Raw genomic sequence first — 24,099 nt, forward strand, 5'->3', positions numbered from 1 at the left:
ATCGAATGAAATGATTAATGGGTTGGGAATTACGATTCCCAATCTGTTATATTAAGTCTGTAAAGTTATAGGTCAGTAGTTCAATTGGTAGAGCGTCGGTCTCCAAAACCGAATGTTGGCGGTTCGATCCCGTCCTGACCTGCCAGATTTTGTAAATAAAAGCTTGATGCTGGCTAAACAGGTCATATAATAAGTCGCGAATCCTACGACGAGTACAAGAATGTCGAATGATAAATCGCGTGACGCATTAAGCGACGCGCCAATCCCTCAAAGAAATACTTCCGCTGAAACAGTAAGTTCTGGTTCTCCGCTTGATGTGGTGTTATGGATCATTGCTCTAGTTTTATTTGTTGGTTCACTCATGGTAAATCAGTCTTTGCCAGCCTATTGGGAGCCTGCTAGTAATATCTGGGTGCGTATTGGGGTAATTTTGGCTTGTATCATCGGGGCTTTAGGTTTATTATACGCCACCCATCAAGGCAAAGGCTTTGTCCGTTTGCTGAAAGATTCACGCATTGAGTTGCGTCGAGTCACATGGCCAACTAAAAATGAAACAGTGACTGCTTCATGGCAGGTATTGGCTGTGGTGATTGTTGCGGCAATTACAATGTGGTGTTTTGACAGCTTAATCAGTTGGTTGATGAAGTTTATTATCGGGTAAGAGAGCTATGAAACGTTGGTACATTATTCATGCCTATTCAGGCTATGAAAAACAAGTGATGCGTTCGCTTAATGATCGAATCCAGCGTAGCGCTGTTGCTGATAGTTTTGGTGATGTCCTTGTCCCTACTGAAGAAGTGGTGGAAATGAAGGATGGTAAGAAACGTAAGTCTGAGCGTAAATTCTTTCCAGGTTATGTATTGATCGAAATGGAAATGAATGACGATACTTGGCATATTGTTAAAGAATGCCCGAAAGTACTCGGTTTTATTGGTGGTACTGCTGAAAAGCCTGCACCAATTACGCAAAAAGAAGCAGATGCAATTCTTGCACGTGTAAATAATACGGGTGAAGCACCTCGTCCTAAGACGATGTTTGAGCCAGGTGAAGAATTACTTGTTGTGGACGGTCCATTCACCGACTTTAGAGGTGTGGTGGAAGAAGTTCTGTATGATAAGTCACGTTTAACGTTGACGATCAATGTATTTAATCGCCCAACTCAGGTTGAATTGGAATTTCGACAAGTCGAAAAAGCAATTTAATCCGCTTTGGTTGATCAAGCGCCCGATTTCTTTGAATCGGGCATTGTTGTTGTAACGGTATCGTACTGATTTTCGTTGCATAGAAAACTTGGGGAGCCTTCATCGGCGTTTGTACCCAGAGGTAATTGAAATGGCTAAGAAGATTGACGGCTATATCAAGCTGCAAGTTCCAGCTGGTAAAGCAAATCCATCTCCACCGATTGGTCCTGCACTAGGTCAACGTGGTGTAAACATCATGGCATTCTGTAAAGAATTCAATGCTGCTACACAAAAAGTTGAAGCTGGTCTACCAATTCCAGTAGTGATCACTGTGTACAACGATAAGTCGTTCACATTTATCATGAAAACTCCTCCTGCTGCTATTCTTCTTAAGAAAGCTGCTGGTATCCAAAAGGGTTCGGCTGTACCAAATAAAACTAAAGTTGGTAAGTTGACTCGCGCTCAATTGGAAGAAATTGCGACTACTAAAGAACCAGATCTTACTGGTGCTGATTTAGACGCACGTGTACGTACCATTGCTGGTTCTGCGCGTTCTATGGGCTTGGAAGTGGAGCTATAAGACATGGCTAAATTAACTAAACGTCAAAAAGCCATTGCTGCTGCTATAGAAGCAAACAAAGTTTATACTTTGGAAGAAGCTGTACAAGTTCTTAATACCCTACCTGCTGCTAAATTCAAAGAATCTTTGGATGTGGCTGTAAACCTAGGCGTTGACCCACGTAAATCTGATCAGGTTGTTCGTGGCGCGACTACACTTCCTGCAGGTACTGGTAAAACTGTACGTGTTGCTGTATTTGCTCAAGGTGCTGCTGCTGAAGCTGCTAAAGCTGAAGGCGCAGATGTTGTTGGTTTTGATGATCTTGCTGAGAGCATCCAAGCTGGTAACCTTGACTTTGATGTAGTAATTGCTGCACCTGACGCTATGCGTGTTGTGGGTAAATTAGGTACGATTCTTGGTCCACGTGGCTTAATGCCTAACCCTAAAGTGGGTACTGTAACTCCTGACGTTGCGACTGCAGTTAAAAATGCAAAAGCTGGTCAAGCACGTTACCGTGTAGACAAAGCGGGTATCATTCACGCTGCGATTGGTCAGGTAGGTTTTACTGCTGAAGCTATCCGTTCAAACGTTGAAGCGCTTATCGTTGATCTTAAGAAAGCAAAACCTGCTACTTCTAAAGGTGTTTACGTTCAAAAGATCACTCTAAGCTCAACTATGGGCCCAGGTCTTGTTGTTGATGTAGCAAACGTTTCTAAATAAGTCTCGACTTATTTAACAGAATTTTGAAGCCCTGAGTGATATTTGAAATACTGTTTCAATATTGCGCAAGAAAGCCAGTTTTGGATGTCTTGCATACTTAGGCAAACTTTGAATTGATAAATTTATTTATCAGCGTCAAAGACCTCAGGCGAGGTGAGTTCTCGGACTTACTTCTTAAAAATCCAGTCTGAGTAGACGCGGTGGTGTGATTTGTTCATCCTCCGCGTGTAAGTTCAGTAATGAATTTACGAATTGGGAGTGTACTTCGCGTAAGTACATAAATCACCGTTAGGAGGTTTTACAATGGCTCTTCTTATCGAAGGCAAAAAACAGATCGTTGCTGAAGTAACTGAAGTTGCTTCTACAGCGTTTGCTGCTGTTGTTGCTGACTACCAAGGTTTAACTGTTGAGCAATTAACTGCTCTTCGTGTTGAAGCTCGTAAGTTAGGTGTTGCTACACGTGTTGTACGTAATACTTTGGCTAAGCGTGCTCTTCAAGATACTCAATTTAACATCTTGAACGACAACCTTGTTGGCCCAACAATCTTAGCTTTCTCAACTTCTGAAGATGACATGGGTGCTGCTGCACGTTTGTTTGAAGAATTTGCGAAAACTAACAAAGCATTTGAACTTAAAGCTGCTGCATTCGATGGCAAGCTTTATCAAGGTGAAGAAGTTAGCGTTATCGCAAACCTTCCAAACCAAGAAAAAGCGCTTACTATGCTTGCAAATGTTCTTCAAGCTCCTATTTCGAAATTGGGTCGCTTACTTACAGCGCTTCAAGAGAAAAATACAGCTCCAGAAGCGGCAGAAGTTTCAGAAGCTTCAGAAGCTTAAATCAATTTTCACATCATTCAATACCCATTTGGAGTTACTCTCATGGCTTTAACAAACGAAGAAATCCTAAACGCAGTTGCTGAAAAAACTGTTCTTGAGCTTGTTGAACTTATTTCTGCTTTCGAAGAAAAATTCAACGTATCTGCTGCTGCTGTAGCTGTAGCTGCTGCAGGTCCTGTTGCTGCTGCTGAAGAACAATCAGAATTCAATGTTGAATTGACTTCTTTCGGCGCGAACAAAGTTGCTGTAATTAAAGCTGTTCGTGAAGCAACTGGTCTTGGCTTGAAAGAAGCTAAAGATATGGTTGAAAGTGCTCCTGCTGTTATTAAAGAAGGCGCTACTAAAGAAGAAGGCGAAGAACTTAAGAAGAAACTTGAAGCAGCTGGTGCTACAGTTACACTTAAGTAATCTTAAGCGGAGTCAATTTTTTCAAAATTGGCTCCACAAATTGGCTGATGGCTCTTGGGTCATCAGCCTTTTTGCGTTACAATAATCGGCTCGATTTTTGATTGTATTGCTATAAAATGCATCAATTATTGATAATAATTATTAAATTCAAACGCTTAACAATGTTTTTCTGTTTTGAAAATATTGTTAAGCGTTTTAATACCACTGAAAAATTGCAGCATTTGTAAAAGGTGGTGGTCATATCGACCTGCGTAATTCCTTCTGAGCCCGTTCTGCAGGCGGGTTTGGTTTACTTTCCGAGGACTCCAGATGGCATACTCATATACCGAAAAGAAACGGATCCGCAAGAATTTTGGTAAATTGCCCCAAGTGATGAAGGCTCCATACTTATTGTCGATTCAAGTCGATTCGTATAGAACATTCTTACAAGGCGGTAAAACACCCAAAAATCGCGAAGATATCGGTCTCCAAGCGGCATTTCGTTCAGTGTTTCCAATTGAAAGTTATTCTGGCAATGCCGCTTTAGAATTCGTTGAGTATAGTCTTGGTAAGCCTGAGTTCGATGTGCGTGAATGTATTTTACGTGGTTCGACTTATGCTGCACCAATGCGTGTAAAAATTCGTTTGATCATTAAAGATCGCGAAACGAAATCAATCAAAGACGTTCGTGAACAAGAAGTGTACATGGGTGAAATGCCACTCATGACCGAGAACGGTACATTTGTGATCAACGGTACTGAGCGTGTAATCGTATCTCAGTTACACCGTTCTCCAGGTGTGTTCTTTGACCATGATAAAGGTAAAACGCACTCAAGCGGTAAAGTGCTTTATTCAGCACGTATCATTCCTTACCGTGGTTCATGGTTGGATTTTGAATTTGATGCGAAAGATTTAGTCTTTGTTCGTATTGACCGTCGCCGTAAATTACTTGCGACTGTGATTCTTCGTGCATTGAACTATAACAATGAACAAATTCTTAACATGTTCTATGAGAAAGTACCTGTATATCTTGATATGGGTAGCTATCAGATTGACCTTGTACCAGAACGCCTGCGTGGCGAAATGGCACAGTTCGACATTGCTGATGAATCGGGCAAAGTTGTTGTTGAGCAAGGTAAACGTATTAATGCACGTCACGTACGTCAAATGGAAGCATCTGGTTTAACCAAACTGCCTGTTCCAGATGAATACTTGTATGAGCGTATTACAGCTGAAGATATTCCATTACATAATGGTGATGTCATTGCTGCCAATACAGTGCTTAGTCATGAAATCATGGTGAAAATTGCTGAAGGTGGTGTTAAACAGTTCAATATTCTATATACCAATGATATTGATCGTGGTCCGTTTATTGCTGATACATTACGTGCAGATACGACAGAAGGTCGTGAGCAAGCACTTGTAGAAATCTATAAAGTAATGCGTCCAGGCGAGCCACCTACGAAAGAAGCGGCTGAGAACCTGTTCAATAACTTGTTCTTCTCAACTGAACGCTATGATCTATCTCCAGTAGGTCGTATGAAATTCAACCGTCGTTTGGGTCGTCCTTACGAAGTGGGTACAGATCAGAAATCTCGTGAAGTTGAAGGTATTCTTTCAAATGGCGATATTACTGATGTATTGAAAACATTGGTTGAAATTCGGAATGGTAAAGGTGAAGTCGACGATATCGATCACTTGGGTAACCGTCGTGTTCGTTCTGTTGGTGAAATGACAGAAAACCAATTCCGTGTAGGTCTTGTACGTGTTGAGCGCGCTGTTAAAGAGCGTTTAAACCAAGCTGAAACAGATAACTTGTCTCCGCAAGATTTGATCAATGCAAAACCTGTTGCAGCGGCAATCAAAGAATTCTTTGGTTCAAGCCAGCTGTCTCAGTTTATGGATCAAAACAACCCATTGTCTGAAATTACACACAAACGTCGTGTATCAGCACTTGGTCCCGGTGGTTTGACGCGTGAGCGTGCAGGCTTTGAAGTACGTGACGTACATCAAACGCATTACGGTCGTGTATGTCCAATTGAAACACCGGAAGGTCCAAACATTGGTTTGATCAACTCATTGTCTGTTTATGCAAAAGCAAACAACTTTGGTTTCTTGGAAACACCTTACCGTAAAGTTATCGATGGTCAAGTTACACTTGATATTGAGTATCTATCTGCAATTGAAGAAGTAGGTACTGTGATTGCACAGGCCGATTCTGGTGTTGATAAAGACGGTAACTTAACAGAAGAATTTGTATCTGTACGTCACCAAGGTGATTTTGTTCGTATGCCTCCTGAAAAAGTGACGCATATGGATGTATCTGCACAACAGGTTGTATCTGTAGCAGCATCACTTATTCCATTCCTTGAACACGATGATGCCAACCGTGCATTGATGGGTTCAAACATGCAACGTCAGGCTGTTCCGACATTGCTTGCTGACAAGCCACTTGTTGGTACAGGTATGGAAGCAAACGTAGCACATGACTCTGGCGTATGTGTGATTGCAAACCGTGGTGGTCGTATCGAGTTTGTTGATGCATCTCGTGTAGTTATTCGTGTAAACGAAGACGAAATGATTGCAGGCGAGGCAGGTGTAGATATTTACAACCTGATCAAATATACACGTTCAAACCAAAATACTTGTATCAACCAAAAAGTTCTTGTGAACTTGGGCGATAAAGTAGGTCGTGGTGATGTATTGGCTGATGGTCCATCAACAGATGGCGGTGAGCTTGCACTCGGTCAAAACATGCGCGTTGCATTCATGACTTGGAACGGTTACAACTACGAAGACTCGATCTTGTTATCTGAGCGTGTTCTTCAAGAAGATCGTTTGACTTCTATTCACATTCAAGAATTGTCATGTGTAGCACGTGATACTAAATTGGGTGCGGAAGAAATCACAGCGGATATCCCGAACGTGGGAGAAGCTGCGCTGTCTAAGCTTGATGAATCAGGTATCGTATATATTGGTGCTGAAGTAACTGCAGGTGATATTTTAGTTGGTAAAGTGACACCGAAAGGTGAAACGCAGCTTACACCAGAAGAAAAATTGCTACGTGCAATCTTCGGTGAAAAAGCGGCTGACGTAAAAGATTCATCATTACGTGTTCCTTCGGGTACCAAAGGTACAGTAATTGACGTTCAAGTTTTCACACGTGATGGTATTGAAAAAGATGATCGTGCTCAAGCAATTGAGAAAGCTCAACTTGATGCTTACCGTAAAGATTTGAAAGAAGAATACAAAATCTTTGAAGAAGCTGCTCGTGAGCGTGTTGTACGCTTGTTGACAGGTCAAGAATCAAATGGTGGCGGCACGACTAAACGTGGTGACAAACTTTCTGATGAAAAATTGTCTGGTTTAGAGCTTGTTGATCTACTTGAAATTCAACCTGTTGATGAAGCAATTGCTGAACGTTTAACGCAAATTCAAGTGTTCTTGAAAGAGAAGAGCATTGAAATTGACGAAAAATTTGCAGAGAAAAAACGTAAACTTTCAACTGGTGATGAGTTAACCACTGGCGTATTGAAAGTTGTTAAAGTTTATCTTGCTGTAAAACGTCGCATCCAACCGGGTGATAAAATGGCGGGTCGTCACGGTAACAAAGGTGTTGTATCAAACATCCTACCTGTAGAAGACATGCCACACGATGCTAACGGTGTACCTGTTGATATCGTATTGAACCCGCTAGGCGTACCGTCACGTATGAACGTGGGGCAGATTCTCGAGACTCACTTAGGTATGGCTGCAAAAGGTCTTGGCGATAAAATTGACAAGATGTTAAAAGAGCAACGTACTGTACTCGAGCTTCGTGCATTCTTAGACAAGATTTATAACAAAGTTGGTGGCGAGCAAGAAGATCTTGATAGCTTAACTGATGATGAGATCTTAAAACTTTCTGGTAACTTACGTATCGGTGTGCCATTGGCAACACCTGTATTTGATGGTGCTGATGAAGGTCAAATCAAAGAGTTACTTGAGCTAGGCGGTATCTCACGTACAGGTCAAACTGTATTGTATGATGGACGTACTGGTGAACGTTTCGACCGCCCGGTAACGGTTGGTTATATGTATATGCTTAAACTTAACCATTTGGTTGATGATAAAATGCATGCACGTTCAACAGGTTCTTACTCTCTTGTTACGCAACAGCCGCTTGGTGGTAAAGCACAATTCGGTGGTCAGCGTTTCGGTGAGATGGAGGTCTGGGCACTTGAGGCTTACGGTGCAGCATATACGTTACAAGAAATGCTTACTGTTAAGTCGGATGACGTTGAAGGTCGTACTCGCATCTATAAGAACATTGTAGATGGTAACCATTATATGGATCCGGGTATGCCTGAATCGTTCAACGTATTGACCAAAGAGATCCGTTCTTTAGGTATCAACATTGAACTGAAAAATGGTGACTAAGAAATCTTTCCCAACCCCTCTTTAATAAAGAGGGGAGAAAGTCCCTCTTTGTAAAGGGGGACTTAGTGGGATTAGATATTCCCAAATTTCAGTAAAAACAATATTTGTGACCCCGTCAGAGAGTGAAAATCTCACTGATACACGGAGAAAAAAATTGAAAGACTTGCTCGATATCATGCGCAAAAAGACGGACTCAGACGGTCATGCTCCAGTAGAGTTTGATCGCATCCGTATTGGTCTTGCGTCACCAGAAATGATTAAGTCATGGTCTCATGGTGAAGTTAAAAAGCCTGAAACTATTAACTATCGTACGTTCAAACCTGAACGTGATGGTTTGTTCTGTGCCAAAATTTTTGGTCCAGTAAAAGATTACGAATGCTTGTGTGGTAAGTACAAGCGTATGAAATACAAAGGCGTCATCTGTGAAAAATGTGGCGTTGAAGTAACAACTGCGAAAGTTCGTCGTGAACGTATGGGTCACATCGAATTGGCTTCGCCAGTTGCTCATATTTGGTTCTTAAAATCATTACCAAGCCGTATTGGTCTATTATTAGATATGACGCTTCGTGATATCGAACGTGTATTGTATTTCGAATCATACGTTGTAACAGATCCTGGTATGACTCCAATGGAGAAATACCAACTGCTTAACGATGAAGAATACTTCACAGCGTTAGAAGAACACGGTGATGAATTCAGCGCGAAAATGGGTGCAGAAGCTGTTCAAGATTTGTTGAAAGACATCGATCTTGAAGCTGAAATCTCTCGTTTACGTGAAGAAATTCCAACGACGACGTCTGAAACTAAGTTGAAAAAAGCATCTAAACGCTTAAAACTTATGGAAGCGTTCAAAGAGTCGAATAACAAACCAGAATGGATGGTGTTAACAGTACTTCCAGTACTTCCACCTGATCTTCGTCCGTTGGTACCGCTTGAAGGTGGTCGTTTTGCAACTTCTGACTTGAACGATCTTTACCGTCGTGTGATTAACCGTAACAACCGTTTAAAACGTCTTCTTGATCTTGCAGCACCAGACATTATCGTACGTAACGAAAAACGTATGTTACAAGAGTCTGTAGATGCGTTGTTAGACAACGGTCGTCGTGGTCGTGCGATTACAGGTTCGAACAAACGCCCTCTTAAATCTTTGGCAGATATGATCAAAGGTAAACAAGGTCGTTTCCGTCAAAACTTACTTGGTAAGCGTGTCGATTATTCTGGTCGTTCGGTAATTACCGTTGGTCCTACTTTACGTCTTCACCAATGTGGTTTACCGAAGAAAATGGCACTTGAATTATTCAAGCCGTTTATCTTTGCGAAACTACAAGCTTCAGGTCAAGCAACCACCATTAAAGCTGCAAAGAAAATGGTTGAGCGTGAAACACCAGAAGTTTGGGACGTTCTTGCATCTGTAATTCGTCAACATCCAGTCATGTTGAACCGTGCGCCAACACTTCACCGTTTAGGTCTTCAAGCATTTGAACCTATTCTGATTGAAGGTAAAGCGATCCGTCTTCACCCACTCGTATGTGCTGCGTTCAACGCCGACTTCGATGGTGACCAAATGGCGGTACACGTTCCATTAACACTTGAAGCTCAGTTAGAAGCTCGTGCGTTGATGATGTCTACAAACAACATCTTGTCACCTGCAAATGGTGAGCCAATCATCGTTCCTTCTCAGGACGTTGTCTTGGGCTTGTATTACATCACTCGTGATGCGATCAATGCCAAAGGTGAAGGCATGGTGTTTGCGGATACTCACGAAGTAAACCGTGCACTTGCTACAAATCAAGTTAATTTACATGCTCGTGTTAAAGTACGTGTGCATCAAACGATTATTGATGAAAACGGTAACCGTGAGCATCAAACGATTGTTGTAGATACTACACCAGGTCGTTGTCTACTTTGGGAAGTTGTTCCTGAAGGGATGGACTTCCAACAAATCAACGTTGAGATGACGAAGAAAAACATCTCTAAATTGATTAACTCTTGTTACCGTAAATTAGGTCTTAAAGATACTGTAATCTTCGCTGACCAATTAATGTACCTTGGTTTCCGTCAAGCGACTCGCTCAGGTGTGTCAGTTGGTATGGAAGACATGCTTATTCCACCGCAAAAAGAAGCGATTATTGGAAAAGCAGAAACTGAAGTTCGTGAAATTGAACAACAGTTTGAACAAGGTTTCGTAACTGCTGGTGAACGTTATAACAAAGTTGTCGATATTTGGGCGCGTACAAATGACCAAGTAGCGAAAGCGATGATGGATAACTTATCTTTCACAACTGTTAAAAATAAACAGGGTGAAGATGAGAAACAAAAATCATTCAACTCAATTTATATGATGTCTGACTCTGGTGCCCGTGGTTCGGCAGCTCAGATTCGTCAGCTTGCAGGTATGCGTGGTTTAATGGCGAAACCAGATGGTTCGATCATTGAAACACCAATTAAAGCAAACTTCCGTGAAGGTTTGACAGTACTTCAGTACTTCATCTCGACACATGGTGCACGTAAAGGTTTGGCCGATACCGCACTTAAAACAGCGAACTCAGGTTACTTGACTCGTCGTCTTGTAGACGTTGCACAAGATTTGGTAATTAACGAGCCAGATTGCGGTACGTTAGGCGGTCTTGTAATGACTCCATTCATTCAAGGTGGCGATGTAATCGAAAACTTGGGTGCACGCGTATTGGGTCGTGTTGTTGCTGAAGATGTGAAACGTGTTGGTACAGACGAAGTTTTACTTGAACGTAATACATTGATTGATGAGAAACTTGCAACATTTATTGAAAATGCGGGTATCGATGAAATCAAAGTACGTTCAGTTGTAAACTGTGAATCGACTTTCGGTGTTTGTGCGAAATGTTATGGTCGTGACTTGGCTCGTGGTCATCAGGTAAATCCTGGTGAGTCTGTGGGTGTTATGGCTGCACAATCAATTGGTGAACCTGGTACACAGTTAACCATGCGTACGTTCCACGTTGGTGGTGCTGCGAGCCGAACTTCTGCTGCAAACAGCGTACAAGTTCGTAACAAAGGTACAGTACGTTTCCACAATGTGAAAACAGTACAACACGCGAAAGGTCACTTGGTATCGACTTCACGTTCAGGTGAAATTGGTATTGCAGATGAGATCGGTCGTGAGCGCGAACGTTACAAATTGCCATACGGTGCATCGATTATCATTAAAGATGGCGAAGCTGTAGAAGCAGGCGGTATTGTTGCAACTTGGGATCCACATACACATCCACTTGTAACAGAAGTTGCGGGTAAAGTGCGTTTCAGCCAAATCGCTGATGGCGTGACTGTTACGACCAAAACTGATGATGCAACAGGCATGTCGACAATCGAAATCTTACCAGTGACTTCACGTCCTGTGTCAGGTAAAGATTTACGTCCTGCAGTTGTATTGGATACTGTTGACGGTGGTGAACAGTTCTACTTCTTGCCACAAAACACAATTCTTTCTGTTCGTGATGGCGAAACGATTGGTGTAGGTGACGTTATTGGTCGTGTTCCACAGGAAACTTCACGTACTCGTGACATTACCGGTGGTTTGCCACGTGTAGCGGATTTATTTGAAGCACGTAAACCGAAAGAACATGCAATTCTTGCAGAAATTTCGGGTGTCGTGACTTTTGGTAAAGAAACTAAAGGCAAAAACCGTTTAGTGATTACACCAGATGATGGTTCTGAAATTTATGAAGAACTGATTCCTAAATGGCGTACCATTAACGTGTTTGAAGGCGAACATGTTAACCGTGGTGAAACGATTTCTGATGGCCCACAAAACCCGCATGACATTTTACGTCTGAAAGGTGAAGTGGCGTTGACTAACTACATCGTGAACGAAGTTCAGGACGTTTACCGTCTACAAGGTGTAAAAATCAACGATAAACACATCGAAGTTATCGTTCGTCAGATGTTACGTAAAGTTGACATCACTGATGGTGGCGATACAAGCTTCATCAAAGGCGAACAAGTTGAGTACATCCGTGTAATGCAAGAGAACCAAGCTGTTCTTGCGCAGAACAAGTTCCCTGCGAAATTTGAACGTTTATTGATGGGTATTACCAAAGCATCGCTTTCTACTGACTCGTTCATTTCTGCTGCATCGTTCCAGGAAACAACACGTGTGTTAACTGAAGCTGCTGTAACAGGTAAAGAAGATGAATTACGTGGCTTGAAAGAGAACGTAGTTGTAGGTCGTCTGATCCCAGCGGGTACAGGTTTGGCTTATCATTTAGAGCGTCGTCGTCAGGAAGCAGAAGCTGCTGAACATGAGCTTGTAAATGACTTTTCTGAAGTAGATCAAGCATTCTCTCAAGCATTAAACGAAGATTCTTTCTAAGAATATTTTTTAAAGTTTGAAATGAAAAAAGACGCCTAAGGGCGTCTTTTTTTATATTAAATAAAATAAAAATGGTAAATGTTATAACAACATAAATTTTTTCTATTTTATTATGATTTTATTTTTTAAATCATGCTTTTACTTGGGTGTTTAGTGATGCTCAGAAATGAAGAAAAAGTGGCGATAAAACTACAAAAGGGTATGAAAAATAACACAATGTAATCAATTGATAATGTGAAAAAGAGTATCCTGAATAGAGCTATATTTAAGGGAATTTAGTCATGAAAAAATCAGTATTAGTTTTATGTTCAGCAATGCTTCCAGTAGTACTACTCGCGGGTTGTGAAAACATGTCTGCCAATGATAAGCGTATTGGTGCCGCAGCATTAGGTGGTGCTGTGGGTGGTGGTGTAGGTAATCACGTTGGTGGTGGCGTTGGCGGTGCGCTTGGTGCAGGTGGTGGTGCTGCTGTAGGTAGTAAAGTTGAAAATGGTTCTAACCGCAATGCAACATACAGTGGTATTGGTGCAGGTGTAGGTGCCGCAATTGGTAAAGGAATCTTTGGTGGTAATGCGGGTGCAGCTATTGGTGGTGCTCTTGGTGGTGGTGCTGGTGCGGCTATTGAACAGAAGAAATAAATTATTTTTTATTAAAAGCGCTTAAAGCGCTTTTTTTTCGTATTGAATTCATTCTTATAAAAGATAAAAAACGATATTGTCGATCATTAAATTTTAATTGTAGATCAGGTCAATACGCATCGATAAAATTTAATACATACTGAACTGAATACATAAAATGATGAATGTGATGGATAGAGGTGTTATTGATCACATAAGTAGATAAAAAAGAATAGGGTACAGTATGCAAGCAGAATTACATTGGGTGGTAACACAAGATAATCAAAAACTATGTGCGAAAACATGGGGGAATAAAGACAAAGCTGCAATGGTTTTAGTTCATGGCTATCCTGATAATCAGGAAGTGTGGGAGCCGATGATTCAGCATCTATTAAATGATTACTATGTCATTACTTACGATGTTCGAGGGGCAGGTGAGTCATCTGTACCAAAGCGTATACGTGATTATGCTTTGCCGCGTTTATCACTTGATTTGGAATGCGTGGTGAATCAGTTGTTACCTAATCGTGCATTTCACTTGGCAGCACATGATTGGGGCTCAATTCAGTCGTGGGAATCGGTGACTGAACCGAAATTTAAAGATAAGATTTTATCGTATACCACTATTTCAGGCCCGTGTTTAGACCATGCAGCTTTTTGGATGCGTAATCAATTTACACATGAAAAAAATAAATTTTTTAAACAGCTCTTTAAATCATGGTATATCGTGGCATTTCAATTGCCTGTACTTGCACCAAGTGTGTGGACTTTCCTTAATGCCGAGCGTTGGGGGAAAATTGTCGAGCGTTTAGAGCATCAAAAAGGTTTACCGAAGAATGAAAAGATTACCCAAGATGGTAAGCAGGGGATTTCATTATATCGTGCCAATTTTATTCCAAGATTAACGATGCCTCGTCAGCGTTATGCGATTTGCCCTGTACAAGCGGTAGTATTGAAACGTGATAATTTTGTTAGTCCAGAATTGATTGATGAAATTCCAAAATGGGCGACTGATTTTAGTAAAGTTGAAGTGGATGCAAACCACTGGGCGGTACTGAGTCGACCAGAAGAAATTGCTGGTTATATCAAATCTTTCGCATCGCAAAATAATAATTTTTAAGCAAAATAATTAAATTTTTCAGTGATTGGGTGATGTGTTAATGAAAATCACTCGATCATTGAATGTACAACTTGACTAAATTACAGCTTACTTGTATTGAATCTGTTAAAATCTCGACTTTCAAATTTTTGTAATTTACGCTATGAATGCTGTCGTTATAGCGATTGCAGTGATGTTCATTCTCTCACTGTTACGCGTTTCTGTTGTTTTAACTTTGGTCATTTCAGCAATTATAGGTGGTTTAGTTGCTGGTTTAAGTCTGTCTGATACAGTCGCTGCTTTTAATGATGGTCTTGGCGATGGTGCTGAGGTTGCATTAGCATATGCAGTATTGGGTGCATTTGCATTGGCTTTGGCAAAATCAGGGTTACCAGATTTACTTGCACATAAATTAATTGGCTTATTGGGAATGGAAACAACCCAAAAGCAGGCAAAAAAAGTTAAATACTTACTGCTCGTTATTTTACTCATTTCTGCAATTTTTTCTCAAAATTTAATTCCTGTGCATATTGCCTTTATTCCGGTGCTTGTTCCGCCATTACTAAAGGTTATGAACCATTTAAAACTCGACCGTCGTGCGGCAGCATGTGTGCTCACACTTGGTTTAGTGGCAACGTATATTTTCTTACCAGTCGGCTTTGGTAAAATTTTCCTTGAACAGATTTTAATGGGAAATATCAACAAAATTGGTGCAGCTTATAACTTGCATGTAGAAAGTTATATGTTGCCAATGGGTATGGCGATTCCTGTTCTTGGTATGGTAATTGGTACGCTTGTTGCTGTATTCATAAGCTATCGTAAACCCCGTATTTATGTCGATCGTAATGTATCGCCTGTAGCTACAATTGATCTTGATAAACCCCTTCGCGCAGTGAGTTCTGATCAGCTTAAAGCTGATGGCGAAGAGCTGATTGAAGAAGCACAAAAAGCACCTGTGATTGCGAGAAAAACCATCTTGATGGCATTGCTTGCGATTGTTTTGACACTTGTTGCACAGTTGTATTCTGACTCGATGATTCTAGGCGGTTTGGTTGGTTTTGCGGTGTTATCTGCTGCAGGTATTTTCAAATGGCAAGAAGCCGATGATGTCTTTGTACAAGGTATGCGTATGATGGCATTGGTAGGTTTCATTATGATTTCTGCTGCAGGTTTTGCTTCCGTAATGACCCATACAGGTGATATTAATCAGTTAGTAAATGGTGTCGTTCACACGATTGGTGACAATAAAGCCCTTGCAGCATTCCTCATGTTATTTATTGGTTTATTTGTGACTATAGGTATAGGCTCATCTTTTTCTAGTGTTCCTGTACTTGCTGTTATTTATGTACCTTTGTGCGTTCAATTTGGTTTCTCACCGCTTGCAACTATCGCATTGATTGGTACGGCAGCAGCACTTGGCGATGCAGGCTCACCTGCTTCAGATTCAACATTGGGTCCTACAGCAGGTTTGGGTGTCGATGGTCAGCATGATCATATCTGGGATACGGTAGTTCCGACCTTCATTCACTTTAATATTCCGTTGCTTATTTTTGGTTGGATTGCGGCAATGGTTTTATAAAATCTTTATAATCTTAAATGATTCGTATTCTATATTGAATAATAAGTATTATTGAATAGTTGAAAAATAAAGTTTATTAATTAGGTTGGATTTAAAAACCAAACTAATTAATAAGATTAAATAAAATCTATTAAATATCAATGGCTTGAAAATAACATTTCAAAATATTAATTAATGCGTATTGCATCACGTTTAATGTTGTGTGTAATATGTCCGAAAACAACACTAGGGTATTAAAAATGTTAAAACTAGTTGCTCTTATTGCATTAATGGGGATGTCTGCTTCAGCAATGGCTGGTCAGTTTCAAGTTAAAGTTGGTGGTTCTGTAATTTCACCAACTCAAGATACAGCTGTTGCTGGTGTTGGTGTTGTTAAAGGTGATGATGAGCTTGCATTTACGCCATCAGTTGAATATTTTTTCAATGATAACTTCTCAGCAGAATTGTTATTGGCTACACCAATTGGTCATGATATTTTACTAGACGGTGAAAAAGCAGCAAAAGTGAAACATTTGCCACCTGTAATTACTGCCAAATATCATTTTAAAAACTCAACTCGTTTAACACCTTATATTGGTGTAGGTGCTGCTGCTTTTATTGCATTTGATGAACAATCATCTGGTGCTTTAGCAGGTACAGATATCAAAGTAAAAGAGGATTATGGTGTTGCAGGTCAGATTGGTGTAAATTTCCAACCTGCTGATGCGAAAAACTGGGGTGTTTATTTTGATGCGCGTTATGCACAGTTAAGCCCTGAAGTCACAGTAAAAGCTGGTGATGTAACGGCTGCAAAATTTGATTTAGATATTGATCCTATTGTTTATACAATTGGTTATAGCTACAAGTTCTAATTTAGACTTGGTAGTGAAAAACCTCAGTTCTACTGAGGTTTTTTTATATCTGTATATTTTGACCATTTAGCAATTAATAGAAAATAGGCATAAAAAGTCCTATCAGTTTATTGCAAATTTTTTTAAGCTCATTTGCTGAACATAAAGAAGAATGAAAAATGAAGATTAGAATTATTGGATTATTGTTAGGTTTAGGCGTATTTCAGATGGCTCAGGCAGCAAGTTTTGATTGTGACCGTGCGACGATGGCTTCGGAACGTACCATTTGTGCGCAACGTGAAATTAATGATGCCGATGTGAAAATGGCAACCACTTATAATATTGTGCGTAAATTGGTTCCGATGGGTAATCGTGGGGTGATTCGAGATCAGCAAGTGAAATGGCTCGTTTTACGAGATCAATGTCAGAGTAATGTTCAGTGCTTGGCTGAAGTGTATAAAATGCGTCAACAGAAACTCGATTTGGAAATGAATCGAATTTATAAACAGGGTCCTTTTTAAATTTTTTTACGCAATACCTTGAAATCACCTGATGTTCCTCCATCTCTAAAGCATTCAATAAAAAGTGTTTTAATTTTAAGGAACGATCGATGAGCGAGCAAAGTACAAAAAAACATAGTTTTCAGGCAGAAGTAGCCCAACTTTTACATTTGGTCACGCATTCTCTTTATTCTAACCCTGATATTTTCCTACGAGAATTGATTTCAAATGCTTCTGACGCATGTGACAAATTGCGTTTTGAAGGTATTAATCATCCTGAGTATTATGAAAATGATCCGACTTTACATGTCCGTGTGAGTTTAGATAAAGAAGCCAAAACGATGACCATTTCCGACAACGGGATTGGTTTAAGCGAGCAAGAAGCAATTGATAATTTAGGTACGATTGCTAAGTCGGGCACTAAAGACTTTATGTCTAAGCTCTCAGGTGATCAAAAATCTGATGCACAATTGATTGGTCAGTTTGGTGTTGGTTTCTATTCAGGCTTTATTGTTGCAGATAAAATTACTGTGGAATCTCGTCGTGCAGGTTTAGATACTTCGGAAGGTGTGCGTTGGATTAGTGGTGGAACAGGTGATTTTGAAGTTGAGCAAATCGTAAAGGATTCACGTGGAACAGATATTATTCTGCATTTACGTGAAGATGCTTTAGATTATTTAGATGCTTATAAAGTTAAACAAATCATCAATAAATATTCTGATCACATCAGCTTACCAATCGAAATGCAAAAAGAAGTTTGGCAGCAAGAAGAAGTTGCTGAAGGCGAAGAAGCGAAGCCAGGTCAGTATGTGAAAACAGATGAATGGGAAGTAATTAACTCCGCTAGTGCACTTTGGACACGTAGCAAAAATGAAATTACTGAAGAACAGTATGTTGAGTTCTATAAAAATTTAAGCCATGATTTTGATGCACCATTGGCTTGGGCACATAACCGTGTTGAGGGAAGCACCGAATATACCCAATTGCTTTATGTACCATCTAAAGCAGCTGCGAATATTTTTACACGTGAAGCGAAAGCAGGTATTAAGCTGTATGTGAAACGTGTGTTTATTATGGATGACGCAGATAACCTGATTCCTAACTATTTACGTTTCGTACAAGGTGTAGTCGATAGTGCCGATTTACCATTGAACGTGAGCCGTGAAATTTTACAAGAAAGCCGTGATGTGAAAACTATCCGTGAAGGGAATGCACGACGTGTATTGACCATGCTTGATGGTTTAGCGAAATCGGAAGATGAAGCAGATCAAGAGAAATTCAAAAAATTCTATGCTGAATTTGGTTCAGTGATTAAAGAAGGTTTAGGTGAAGACATGGGTAACCGTGAACGCATCCTAAAACTTCTACGTTTCTCAACTTCACAAAATGATGATGTTTCGACCTCACTTGAAGCCTATAAAGCACGTATGAAAGAAGGTCAAAAAGCAATTTATTTTGTTACTGCGGATAGTCTTGCTGCAGCTAAAAACTCACCACAACTTGAATTGTTCCGTAAAAAAGACATTGAAGTGTTATTGATGGCTGATCGTGTTGATGAATGGGCAATGGAATTTGTACATGAGTTTGACGGTACGCCAATGCAAAATGTATCAAAAGGTGCAGTAGACCTTGGTGATTTACAAGACGCAGAAGAGAAGAAAGCACTTGAAGCGGCGGCAGAACAATTTAAACCTGTAGTCGATAAACTTTCTAATGCATTGAAAGCTAAAACTAAAGAAGTTCGTGTAACGACACGTTTGGTCGATTCTCCTGCGTGTCTTGTAACAAGTGAAGGTGAACTTTCTCCACAATTGATTCGTATGCTACAACAAGCAGGTCAAGAAGTGCCGGAATCGAAACCAATTTTGGAAATTAACCCTGAACATCCTTTGGTAAAAAAACTTGAGGGTTCGGCGCAGTTTGATGATCTTGCGAATGTGATCTTCGACCAAGCCGTGATTGCAGAAGGTGGTTTACCTGCTGACCCTGCCGAATATGTAAAACGTATTAACAACCTATTACTCAAATAAGCAGTAATTTTTGTTGAGAGAGCCTATCGTAATGATAGGCTTTTTTATAGTTTATATTCGAATTATATAAAATAGAAAAAATATAATAGCCTAGTTATTTCAGATGTCAGTGGATAAGTCTGAACTTATCCACAATATGTAGAGTAATCAGTATCTAGATATTCAACGTGAGCTTAAAATAAAGCTTCTAAACGCAACAAAGCACTCGGATAGTGGCTTTTATCTTCCCGATGATCATTAAAATAATTCAGATCACCTTGCACATAAAACCATTCACGTAAAACGGGTTGACGCCACGAAATAAAGGGTCCCCAACTGTTTAGACGCAGATCATCATTATTATAAAACCCGCCTGTGTAAATACCATAGTTAAAACGGTTGCCTTGAAAAAATTGATGCTGTCGATAAGTTCTGTTATCCCAAGTGAGATCATCATCTTGATCATCGGCATAGGTGATATAAAACTGATTCGAAAGTAGTGCCTGATTTGGACGAGCATGGCTAATTTCTAAATTGGTACGTAAATAGTTTTCACTGTCGATACCATAACGATAAATTTGCTCTGCATGAAAATAAAAGTCATTTTCTAATGTCCATGTTTTTTCGGCTTTTAAACGGGCATAAATATCATCACCAGAACGAATACCTAAATCTACATCAGTTTCAAAAGGCAAGCTTTTTGAAATTTGTGACCAACGTAGGGCAATAGAGGCGTTGTCATCTTTAATTCGTTTGCTATCTATTGTTTTATTGGGATTATTGCCTGGATTTTCATTGGTAATCGCAATATTGTTCTGAATTTCATTATCTAAAGAATCATCACCAAAAACGACACTTAATCTATTTTCGAGTGTGGGTAATTTAATCCGTCCTCTAATTCTTGGTTTAATGTCATAGTCATCATGTTTATTCCATCGATTATCAACAATAACTCTGAGCGTTGCACTTGCGGGTTGCTCAGGGTTGGTTTCACCGAACCAATCATCCATTTTATGTGCTGTTCGGTCAGCCCAATTTCGTATCGATTTTTGTTGACGATCTGCCCAAGTCATATCTTCTGTGTCTTGAGTGGGCAATACGATGGATTGATTAGATTCCTCAGGAAAGAGTGTTGGCGTTGCATCAACCATTCGAGGAATTGCATCTGTCCACTTTAAATTTTGATCTTTAATTGATGGAATTTTATAGTCCGATTCTGTTTGAGCATGCACTGTCATGCTCAACAAGGAGGAGCAAACCAAGGGTAAAAACATGAAATAGATATTGTATTGTTTTATCTTCATAAATACCCCATTTTTTTGGGCTGAGAACAATAACTCAATCAATTGAATTGATAGATTGTAAAAGTATTCAGCAGATGACGTTTGAATTGGCTGAAAAAGTGCCAAAATCAAAGGGAATATTTAAGTTGTAGCAAAGATCTTTATAAATTGAAAGTTGTTATTTTAAATCAATTACATCATCTGTGTAATTGAGTGACTTATTTCAAATATAAACATAAAAAAAAGGAAACTAGTCGGACTAGTTTCCTACGCTAAAGCAAAAATTCTGTTGAGATGTATGTCATCAGCGTTAAAAATTGTAGGACAATTTTAAGATGTCATATTCTAATCTGAATATGACAGAAAAACTGTTTATAAGGTAGTCATAATGGGACATTTGTTTAAATACGATACAATAAAATGAGCTAAATCGTTTTGAATAGCGGTATATGAACAAATATCAGCTTACTTTCATGCATTTGTAGTTTATGTGACTTTAAGCCAAATTAGAAAACTAAAAATCCTCTACGGAAGAGGATTTAGTAAAAAGATGACTTAAATTAAGTTCATCAAAAAAAATAGAAACTTACAGCGCATGTTTAAGAAGAATCTACAGTTAAAGAATAAGTGATAATTTGATTAAAATATAGTCAAATATTGAAGAATTATATCTATCTTTTGTATCTTTATTCATGTTTTAGTAAATTATTAGCATACTGTAATGCACTTAAACCCATAATATTGTGGATTTAAGTGCAATGATTAAGACTTATTTTTCAGGAACGTCGCATTGATCATCATTGCAGACAGGTGCATCAGTTGATTGTTCTATAGTAGCTTGATCGGCGGTATTCAGTGTTTGTTCAAATACTTGTAAAAAAACTTCACGAGGTTGAGCACCTGCTAAAGCCACACGTTGATCAAAAACAAAGAAAGGTACGCCTGTTACTTTTAGCTGTTCATGTGCAACTTGCTCATCAAATTTAACAAAGTCAGCAAATTCGTCTGAATCGAGGACATCATCCACTTCTACAGGATTTAAACCAATACGTGAAGCAACATCTTCAAGTGTTTCACGTTCGCCAATAGGTAAGCCTTGCGTCATATAACTATAAAATAAAGCTTCTTTGGCTTCTGAGCCTAAGCCTTTGCTTTGTGCCAAATGCACAATACGGTGTGCATTAAAGGTATTGCCTGAGTTAGCATTTTCCCAGTTAAATTCAATGCCTTCAGCTTTTGCCATTTCCGCAATATTGCGTTGCATATCTTCTACTTCAGCAATAGTACGGTTATATTTTTGAGCCAAGCGTTCAGAGTTAGAAATTTCTTGGCGAGGTGGTGCTTCAGGATCAAGTTCAAAGCTATGCCAATGAATTTCGAGCTCAACACCCGCTTGTTCAGCAGCAGCTTCTAAACGTTTTTTTCCGATATAACAAAACGGACAAACGATGTCTGACCAAATATCTACACGCATAGCTTTCTCAAAATTTTATAAACAGATTGTAATTATGAGGGCGTTTCGGTCAGATTTAAAGTTTTGTAAATCGATTACTTATTTTCTAAGAAATAATAAGCTGCGGTTGTTCGTTTGATAAGTGTGAAAACACAACCAATGTTCATAATGATTAAAGCGCCGAACATGACAAAATCATGTTGCCACACATAATATTCGATTGCTGTCGCAAAACAGGCGACAGTGAGTAATGCCATACGATGTTGTTTCGCCATCGGTCCTGCAAAATTTGATGGTGCGCCCATAGAAACTGCTAATGTTCGGACATACGCTGTGAGTACAGCAAGTAAAGCGGCTAACCATCCAAGTTCTGCTCCCCAAACTGAGCTTAGAACGGAATATCCTGCAGCTATAATAATGAGTGGATCAGAAATACGATCAGGAATGTCATTAAATAATTCACCTGAAGCCGTTGATTTCCCACCTTCAATGGCGACCATACCATCAAATAAATTACACAATAACCTGCCTTGAATTAGAAGTGCAGCAGCGATTAGCCAAAATGGACGCATACTTAAATTTTGTGTTGAAAGCAGAAAACACATTGCGGATAACAAGGCAAAGACAATACTCAAAATTGAAATTTGATTGGGTGTAATTGACTTTTGACTAAGCCAACGTGCAACGTTTTTACTCAGTTGATTCCCTCGGACTTTGAGTGGTCGTCTTGCTTCACTTGGATCATGTTGTTGCATAGGTGATTACTCTGATTCTTAGGTCTTTTAGAGGTGTAAGTAAACAAACTGATATTGAAAATTATCTACGTTTGAAGATGAGGCTGATTTTTATAAGTACGGTAGAGTTTTAAATTGGTAAAGATGGCAAATAAAAATGCCACGGTGAGTACCGGCGCTAGGGTATACACTATAGAAGGTGTACCAATCAAATGATGCACAAGTATTAAAAAGCTCCCAGTTAGTAAAACTGTACAAACAGGTGGAAGACAAAGTTTAGCAAGATCATTTGTAAAATAATTGAATTGTTTATCAATTAAAAAAGTCATAAATAGTGTGATAACGAAGCTACAGATCCCTTGAGTTAAGCCTGAAATGATTCCGTGTTGTAGGCTATCCATTTTTGTATTGATATAAAATGTCCATCCACCCCAAAGCACGAAAGCAAGAATGGCTGAAATCACATTATAACTACGGGTGGTTTTTATGGTTTTCGTCATTTTTATCTATTATTCACGGCAAACTTTATAAATATATACCTTATATTTCATTAGATTATTACACCGTAAAATAATGTAACTCATTATTTTGATCAAAAAAAATACACAAATTTAACGTTTAAAGTTATGCTTCCTTATATAAAAAAGAGCATCAATATAGAGGTCGATATGCGCCGTTTTGTTATTTTCCTCATTGTTTTGATTGCCATAGTGGCATCTATTATGGGCTATCAACATTATTCATTGAAAAAAAATGAAGCTGAACGTCAAACTTTCGATTTGGTGATGTCTGAAAAAATGGAACAATTGTATGAACAGGCACAGGATTGGTCGAAACCCATTCAGCTGAATGTACATGATGAACGTTTACACGGTGACTATAAGGTATTGTCAGAGTTTGTATTGAATTATTGGGTAAAGAATGCTGAAACAAGGAATCAATACTTACGTGAATTAAAAACAGTGAAGTGGGATCAATTTTTAAATGTTAACCGTTTAGACAAGGACAGTAAGCAAGCCTATATAGAAACAGAATTAATGCTACAAACAGCACATCAAGCTTCAGAGAAGTATTTAAAACAAAATGAACTTAATAAAAATGAGGCGCTTGCTCAAGTTAAAAAGCTCGATATTGATCGTGAGTTACGTAAACCACTAGAAGAAAAATTAGAAAAAAATTTGAAACATGATCAAGAAAGTTCTTTGATTATGCTTGAAATACAAGTTTTTAATAAAGCAGATGAAATGTTAGCAATGCTAAAGAAGTATGAATGGGAGCGAAAAGGAGATCAAATTTTATTTAAGAATGATGCTCAAGTTAAACAGTTTAATGTGCTGTATCAGGATATTTTAAAATTATCAGCTCAAATTGAACAACGTAAAGAAGGTAATGCTGATGCTTTAGAAGAAGCGATATAGCAATTTACAACAATAAATAAAATAAAAAACCATTTTATTGAATATGTAATTCACAAATAAGGTGAAATCCATTTAAGTCAGATAGAGAAAAAGAGCTTGATGTTGAAAGATTAGTTGAATTTGGGG

The 24,099-nt window shown here is 39.2% G+C and carries 19 protein-coding genes and 1 tRNA gene; 16 read left to right on the plus strand and 4 right to left on the minus strand.

Features of this window, described 5'->3' with window-relative positions; translation table 11 throughout:
• The first annotated feature begins 69 nt into the window (after positions 1-69).
• From FW754_RS15890 to htpG, 15 genes are all read left to right on the plus strand, one after another.
• Positions 70-145 (plus strand) — tRNA-Trp (locus tag FW754_RS15890).
• Between the two features lie 75 nt (positions 146-220).
• The gene (gene secE, locus FW754_RS15895; RefSeq protein ID WP_409512819.1) at positions 221-661 is read left to right on the plus strand and encodes a preprotein translocase subunit SecE; all 441 of its coding nucleotides are present in this window, start codon (positions 221-223) and stop codon (positions 659-661) included.
• Between the two features lie 7 nt (positions 662-668).
• On the plus strand, positions 669-1,202 hold the full coding sequence (gene nusG / locus FW754_RS15900) for a transcription termination/antitermination protein NusG (protein ID WP_409512820.1): 534 nt from the start codon (positions 669-671) through the stop codon (positions 1,200-1,202).
• Between the two features lie 130 nt (positions 1,203-1,332).
• Positions 1,333-1,761 (plus strand): 50S ribosomal protein L11, encoded by a 429-nt coding sequence (rplK, locus tag FW754_RS15905; protein ID WP_004868049.1) that lies wholly within the window; start codon positions 1,333-1,335, stop codon positions 1,759-1,761.
• A gap of 3 nt (positions 1,762-1,764) precedes the next feature.
• Complete coding sequence (gene rplA, locus FW754_RS15910) at positions 1,765-2,460, plus strand: 50S ribosomal protein L1 (RefSeq protein ID WP_409512821.1); 696 nt, start codon at positions 1,765-1,767, stop codon at positions 2,458-2,460.
• 303 nt (positions 2,461-2,763) lie between these two features.
• Entirely contained in the window at positions 2,764-3,297 is a 534-nt protein-coding gene (rplJ, locus tag FW754_RS15915) for a 50S ribosomal protein L10 (protein ID WP_409512822.1), read from the plus strand.
• A gap of 42 nt (positions 3,298-3,339) precedes the next feature.
• Positions 3,340-3,705, plus strand: a complete 366-nt coding sequence (gene rplL, locus FW754_RS15920; RefSeq protein WP_409512823.1) for a 50S ribosomal protein L7/L12 — start codon at positions 3,340-3,342, stop codon at positions 3,703-3,705.
• Between the two features lie 309 nt (positions 3,706-4,014).
• Positions 4,015-8,103, plus strand: coding sequence for a DNA-directed RNA polymerase subunit beta (gene rpoB / locus FW754_RS15925; protein WP_409512824.1), 4,089 nt, complete (start codon positions 4,015-4,017; stop codon positions 8,101-8,103).
• A gap of 154 nt (positions 8,104-8,257) precedes the next feature.
• Positions 8,258-12,451 (plus strand): DNA-directed RNA polymerase subunit beta', encoded by a 4,194-nt coding sequence (gene rpoC / locus FW754_RS15930; RefSeq protein ID WP_409512825.1) that lies wholly within the window; start codon positions 8,258-8,260, stop codon positions 12,449-12,451.
• A gap of 281 nt (positions 12,452-12,732) precedes the next feature.
• Positions 12,733-13,089: a DNA transfer protein p32 gene (locus tag FW754_RS15935; RefSeq protein ID WP_409512826.1), complete on the plus strand. Its 357-nt coding sequence runs from the start codon at positions 12,733-12,735 to the stop codon at positions 13,087-13,089.
• A gap of 223 nt (positions 13,090-13,312) precedes the next feature.
• Positions 13,313-14,188: an alpha/beta fold hydrolase gene (locus tag FW754_RS15940; protein WP_419349666.1), complete on the plus strand. Its 876-nt coding sequence runs from the start codon at positions 13,313-13,315 to the stop codon at positions 14,186-14,188.
• 142 nt (positions 14,189-14,330) lie between these two features.
• On the plus strand, positions 14,331-15,746 hold the full coding sequence (locus FW754_RS15945) for a Na+/H+ antiporter family protein (RefSeq protein ID WP_409512828.1): 1,416 nt from the start codon (positions 14,331-14,333) through the stop codon (positions 15,744-15,746).
• A gap of 239 nt (positions 15,747-15,985) precedes the next feature.
• Positions 15,986-16,597, plus strand: coding sequence for an OmpW/AlkL family protein (locus FW754_RS15950; RefSeq protein ID WP_446325197.1), 612 nt, complete (start codon positions 15,986-15,988; stop codon positions 16,595-16,597).
• Positions 16,598-16,755: 158 nt separating this feature from the next.
• A complete protein-coding gene (locus FW754_RS15955) occupies positions 16,756-17,097 on the plus strand; it encodes a lysozyme inhibitor LprI family protein (RefSeq protein ID WP_409512830.1) in 342 nt (113 codons plus the stop codon).
• Positions 17,098-17,186: 89 nt separating this feature from the next.
• Positions 17,187-19,106: a molecular chaperone HtpG gene (gene htpG / locus FW754_RS15960; protein WP_446325198.1), complete on the plus strand. Its 1,920-nt coding sequence runs from the start codon at positions 17,187-17,189 to the stop codon at positions 19,104-19,106.
• Between the two features lie 173 nt (positions 19,107-19,279).
• Here htpG and FW754_RS15965 read toward each other — a convergent pair whose 3' ends face one another.
• The 4 genes from FW754_RS15965 to FW754_RS15980 form a co-directional block, all read right to left on the minus strand.
• Positions 19,280-20,359 (minus strand): hypothetical protein, encoded by a 1,080-nt coding sequence (locus FW754_RS15965; RefSeq protein WP_409512836.1) that lies wholly within the window; start codon positions 20,357-20,359, stop codon positions 19,280-19,282.
• Between the two features lie 778 nt (positions 20,360-21,137).
• A complete protein-coding gene (locus FW754_RS15970) occupies positions 21,138-21,842 on the minus strand; it encodes a DsbA family oxidoreductase (protein WP_409512832.1) in 705 nt (234 codons plus the stop codon).
• 74 nt (positions 21,843-21,916) lie between these two features.
• Positions 21,917-22,576 (minus strand): CDP-alcohol phosphatidyltransferase family protein, encoded by a 660-nt coding sequence (locus tag FW754_RS15975; protein WP_409512833.1) that lies wholly within the window; start codon positions 22,574-22,576, stop codon positions 21,917-21,919.
• Between the two features lie 65 nt (positions 22,577-22,641).
• The gene (locus tag FW754_RS15980; RefSeq protein ID WP_446325199.1) at positions 22,642-23,055 is read right to left on the minus strand and encodes a hypothetical protein; all 414 of its coding nucleotides are present in this window, start codon (positions 23,053-23,055) and stop codon (positions 22,642-22,644) included.
• A 168-nt stretch (positions 23,056-23,223) separates the two neighbouring features.
• Between FW754_RS15980 and FW754_RS15985 the strand changes: the two genes are divergently transcribed.
• On the plus strand, positions 23,224-23,973 hold the full coding sequence (locus FW754_RS15985) for a hypothetical protein (RefSeq protein WP_446325200.1): 750 nt from the start codon (positions 23,224-23,226) through the stop codon (positions 23,971-23,973).
• The last annotated feature ends 126 nt before the right edge of the window (positions 23,974-24,099 follow it).

The sequence above is a fragment of the Acinetobacter sp. 1207_04 genome (assembly GCF_052850415.1).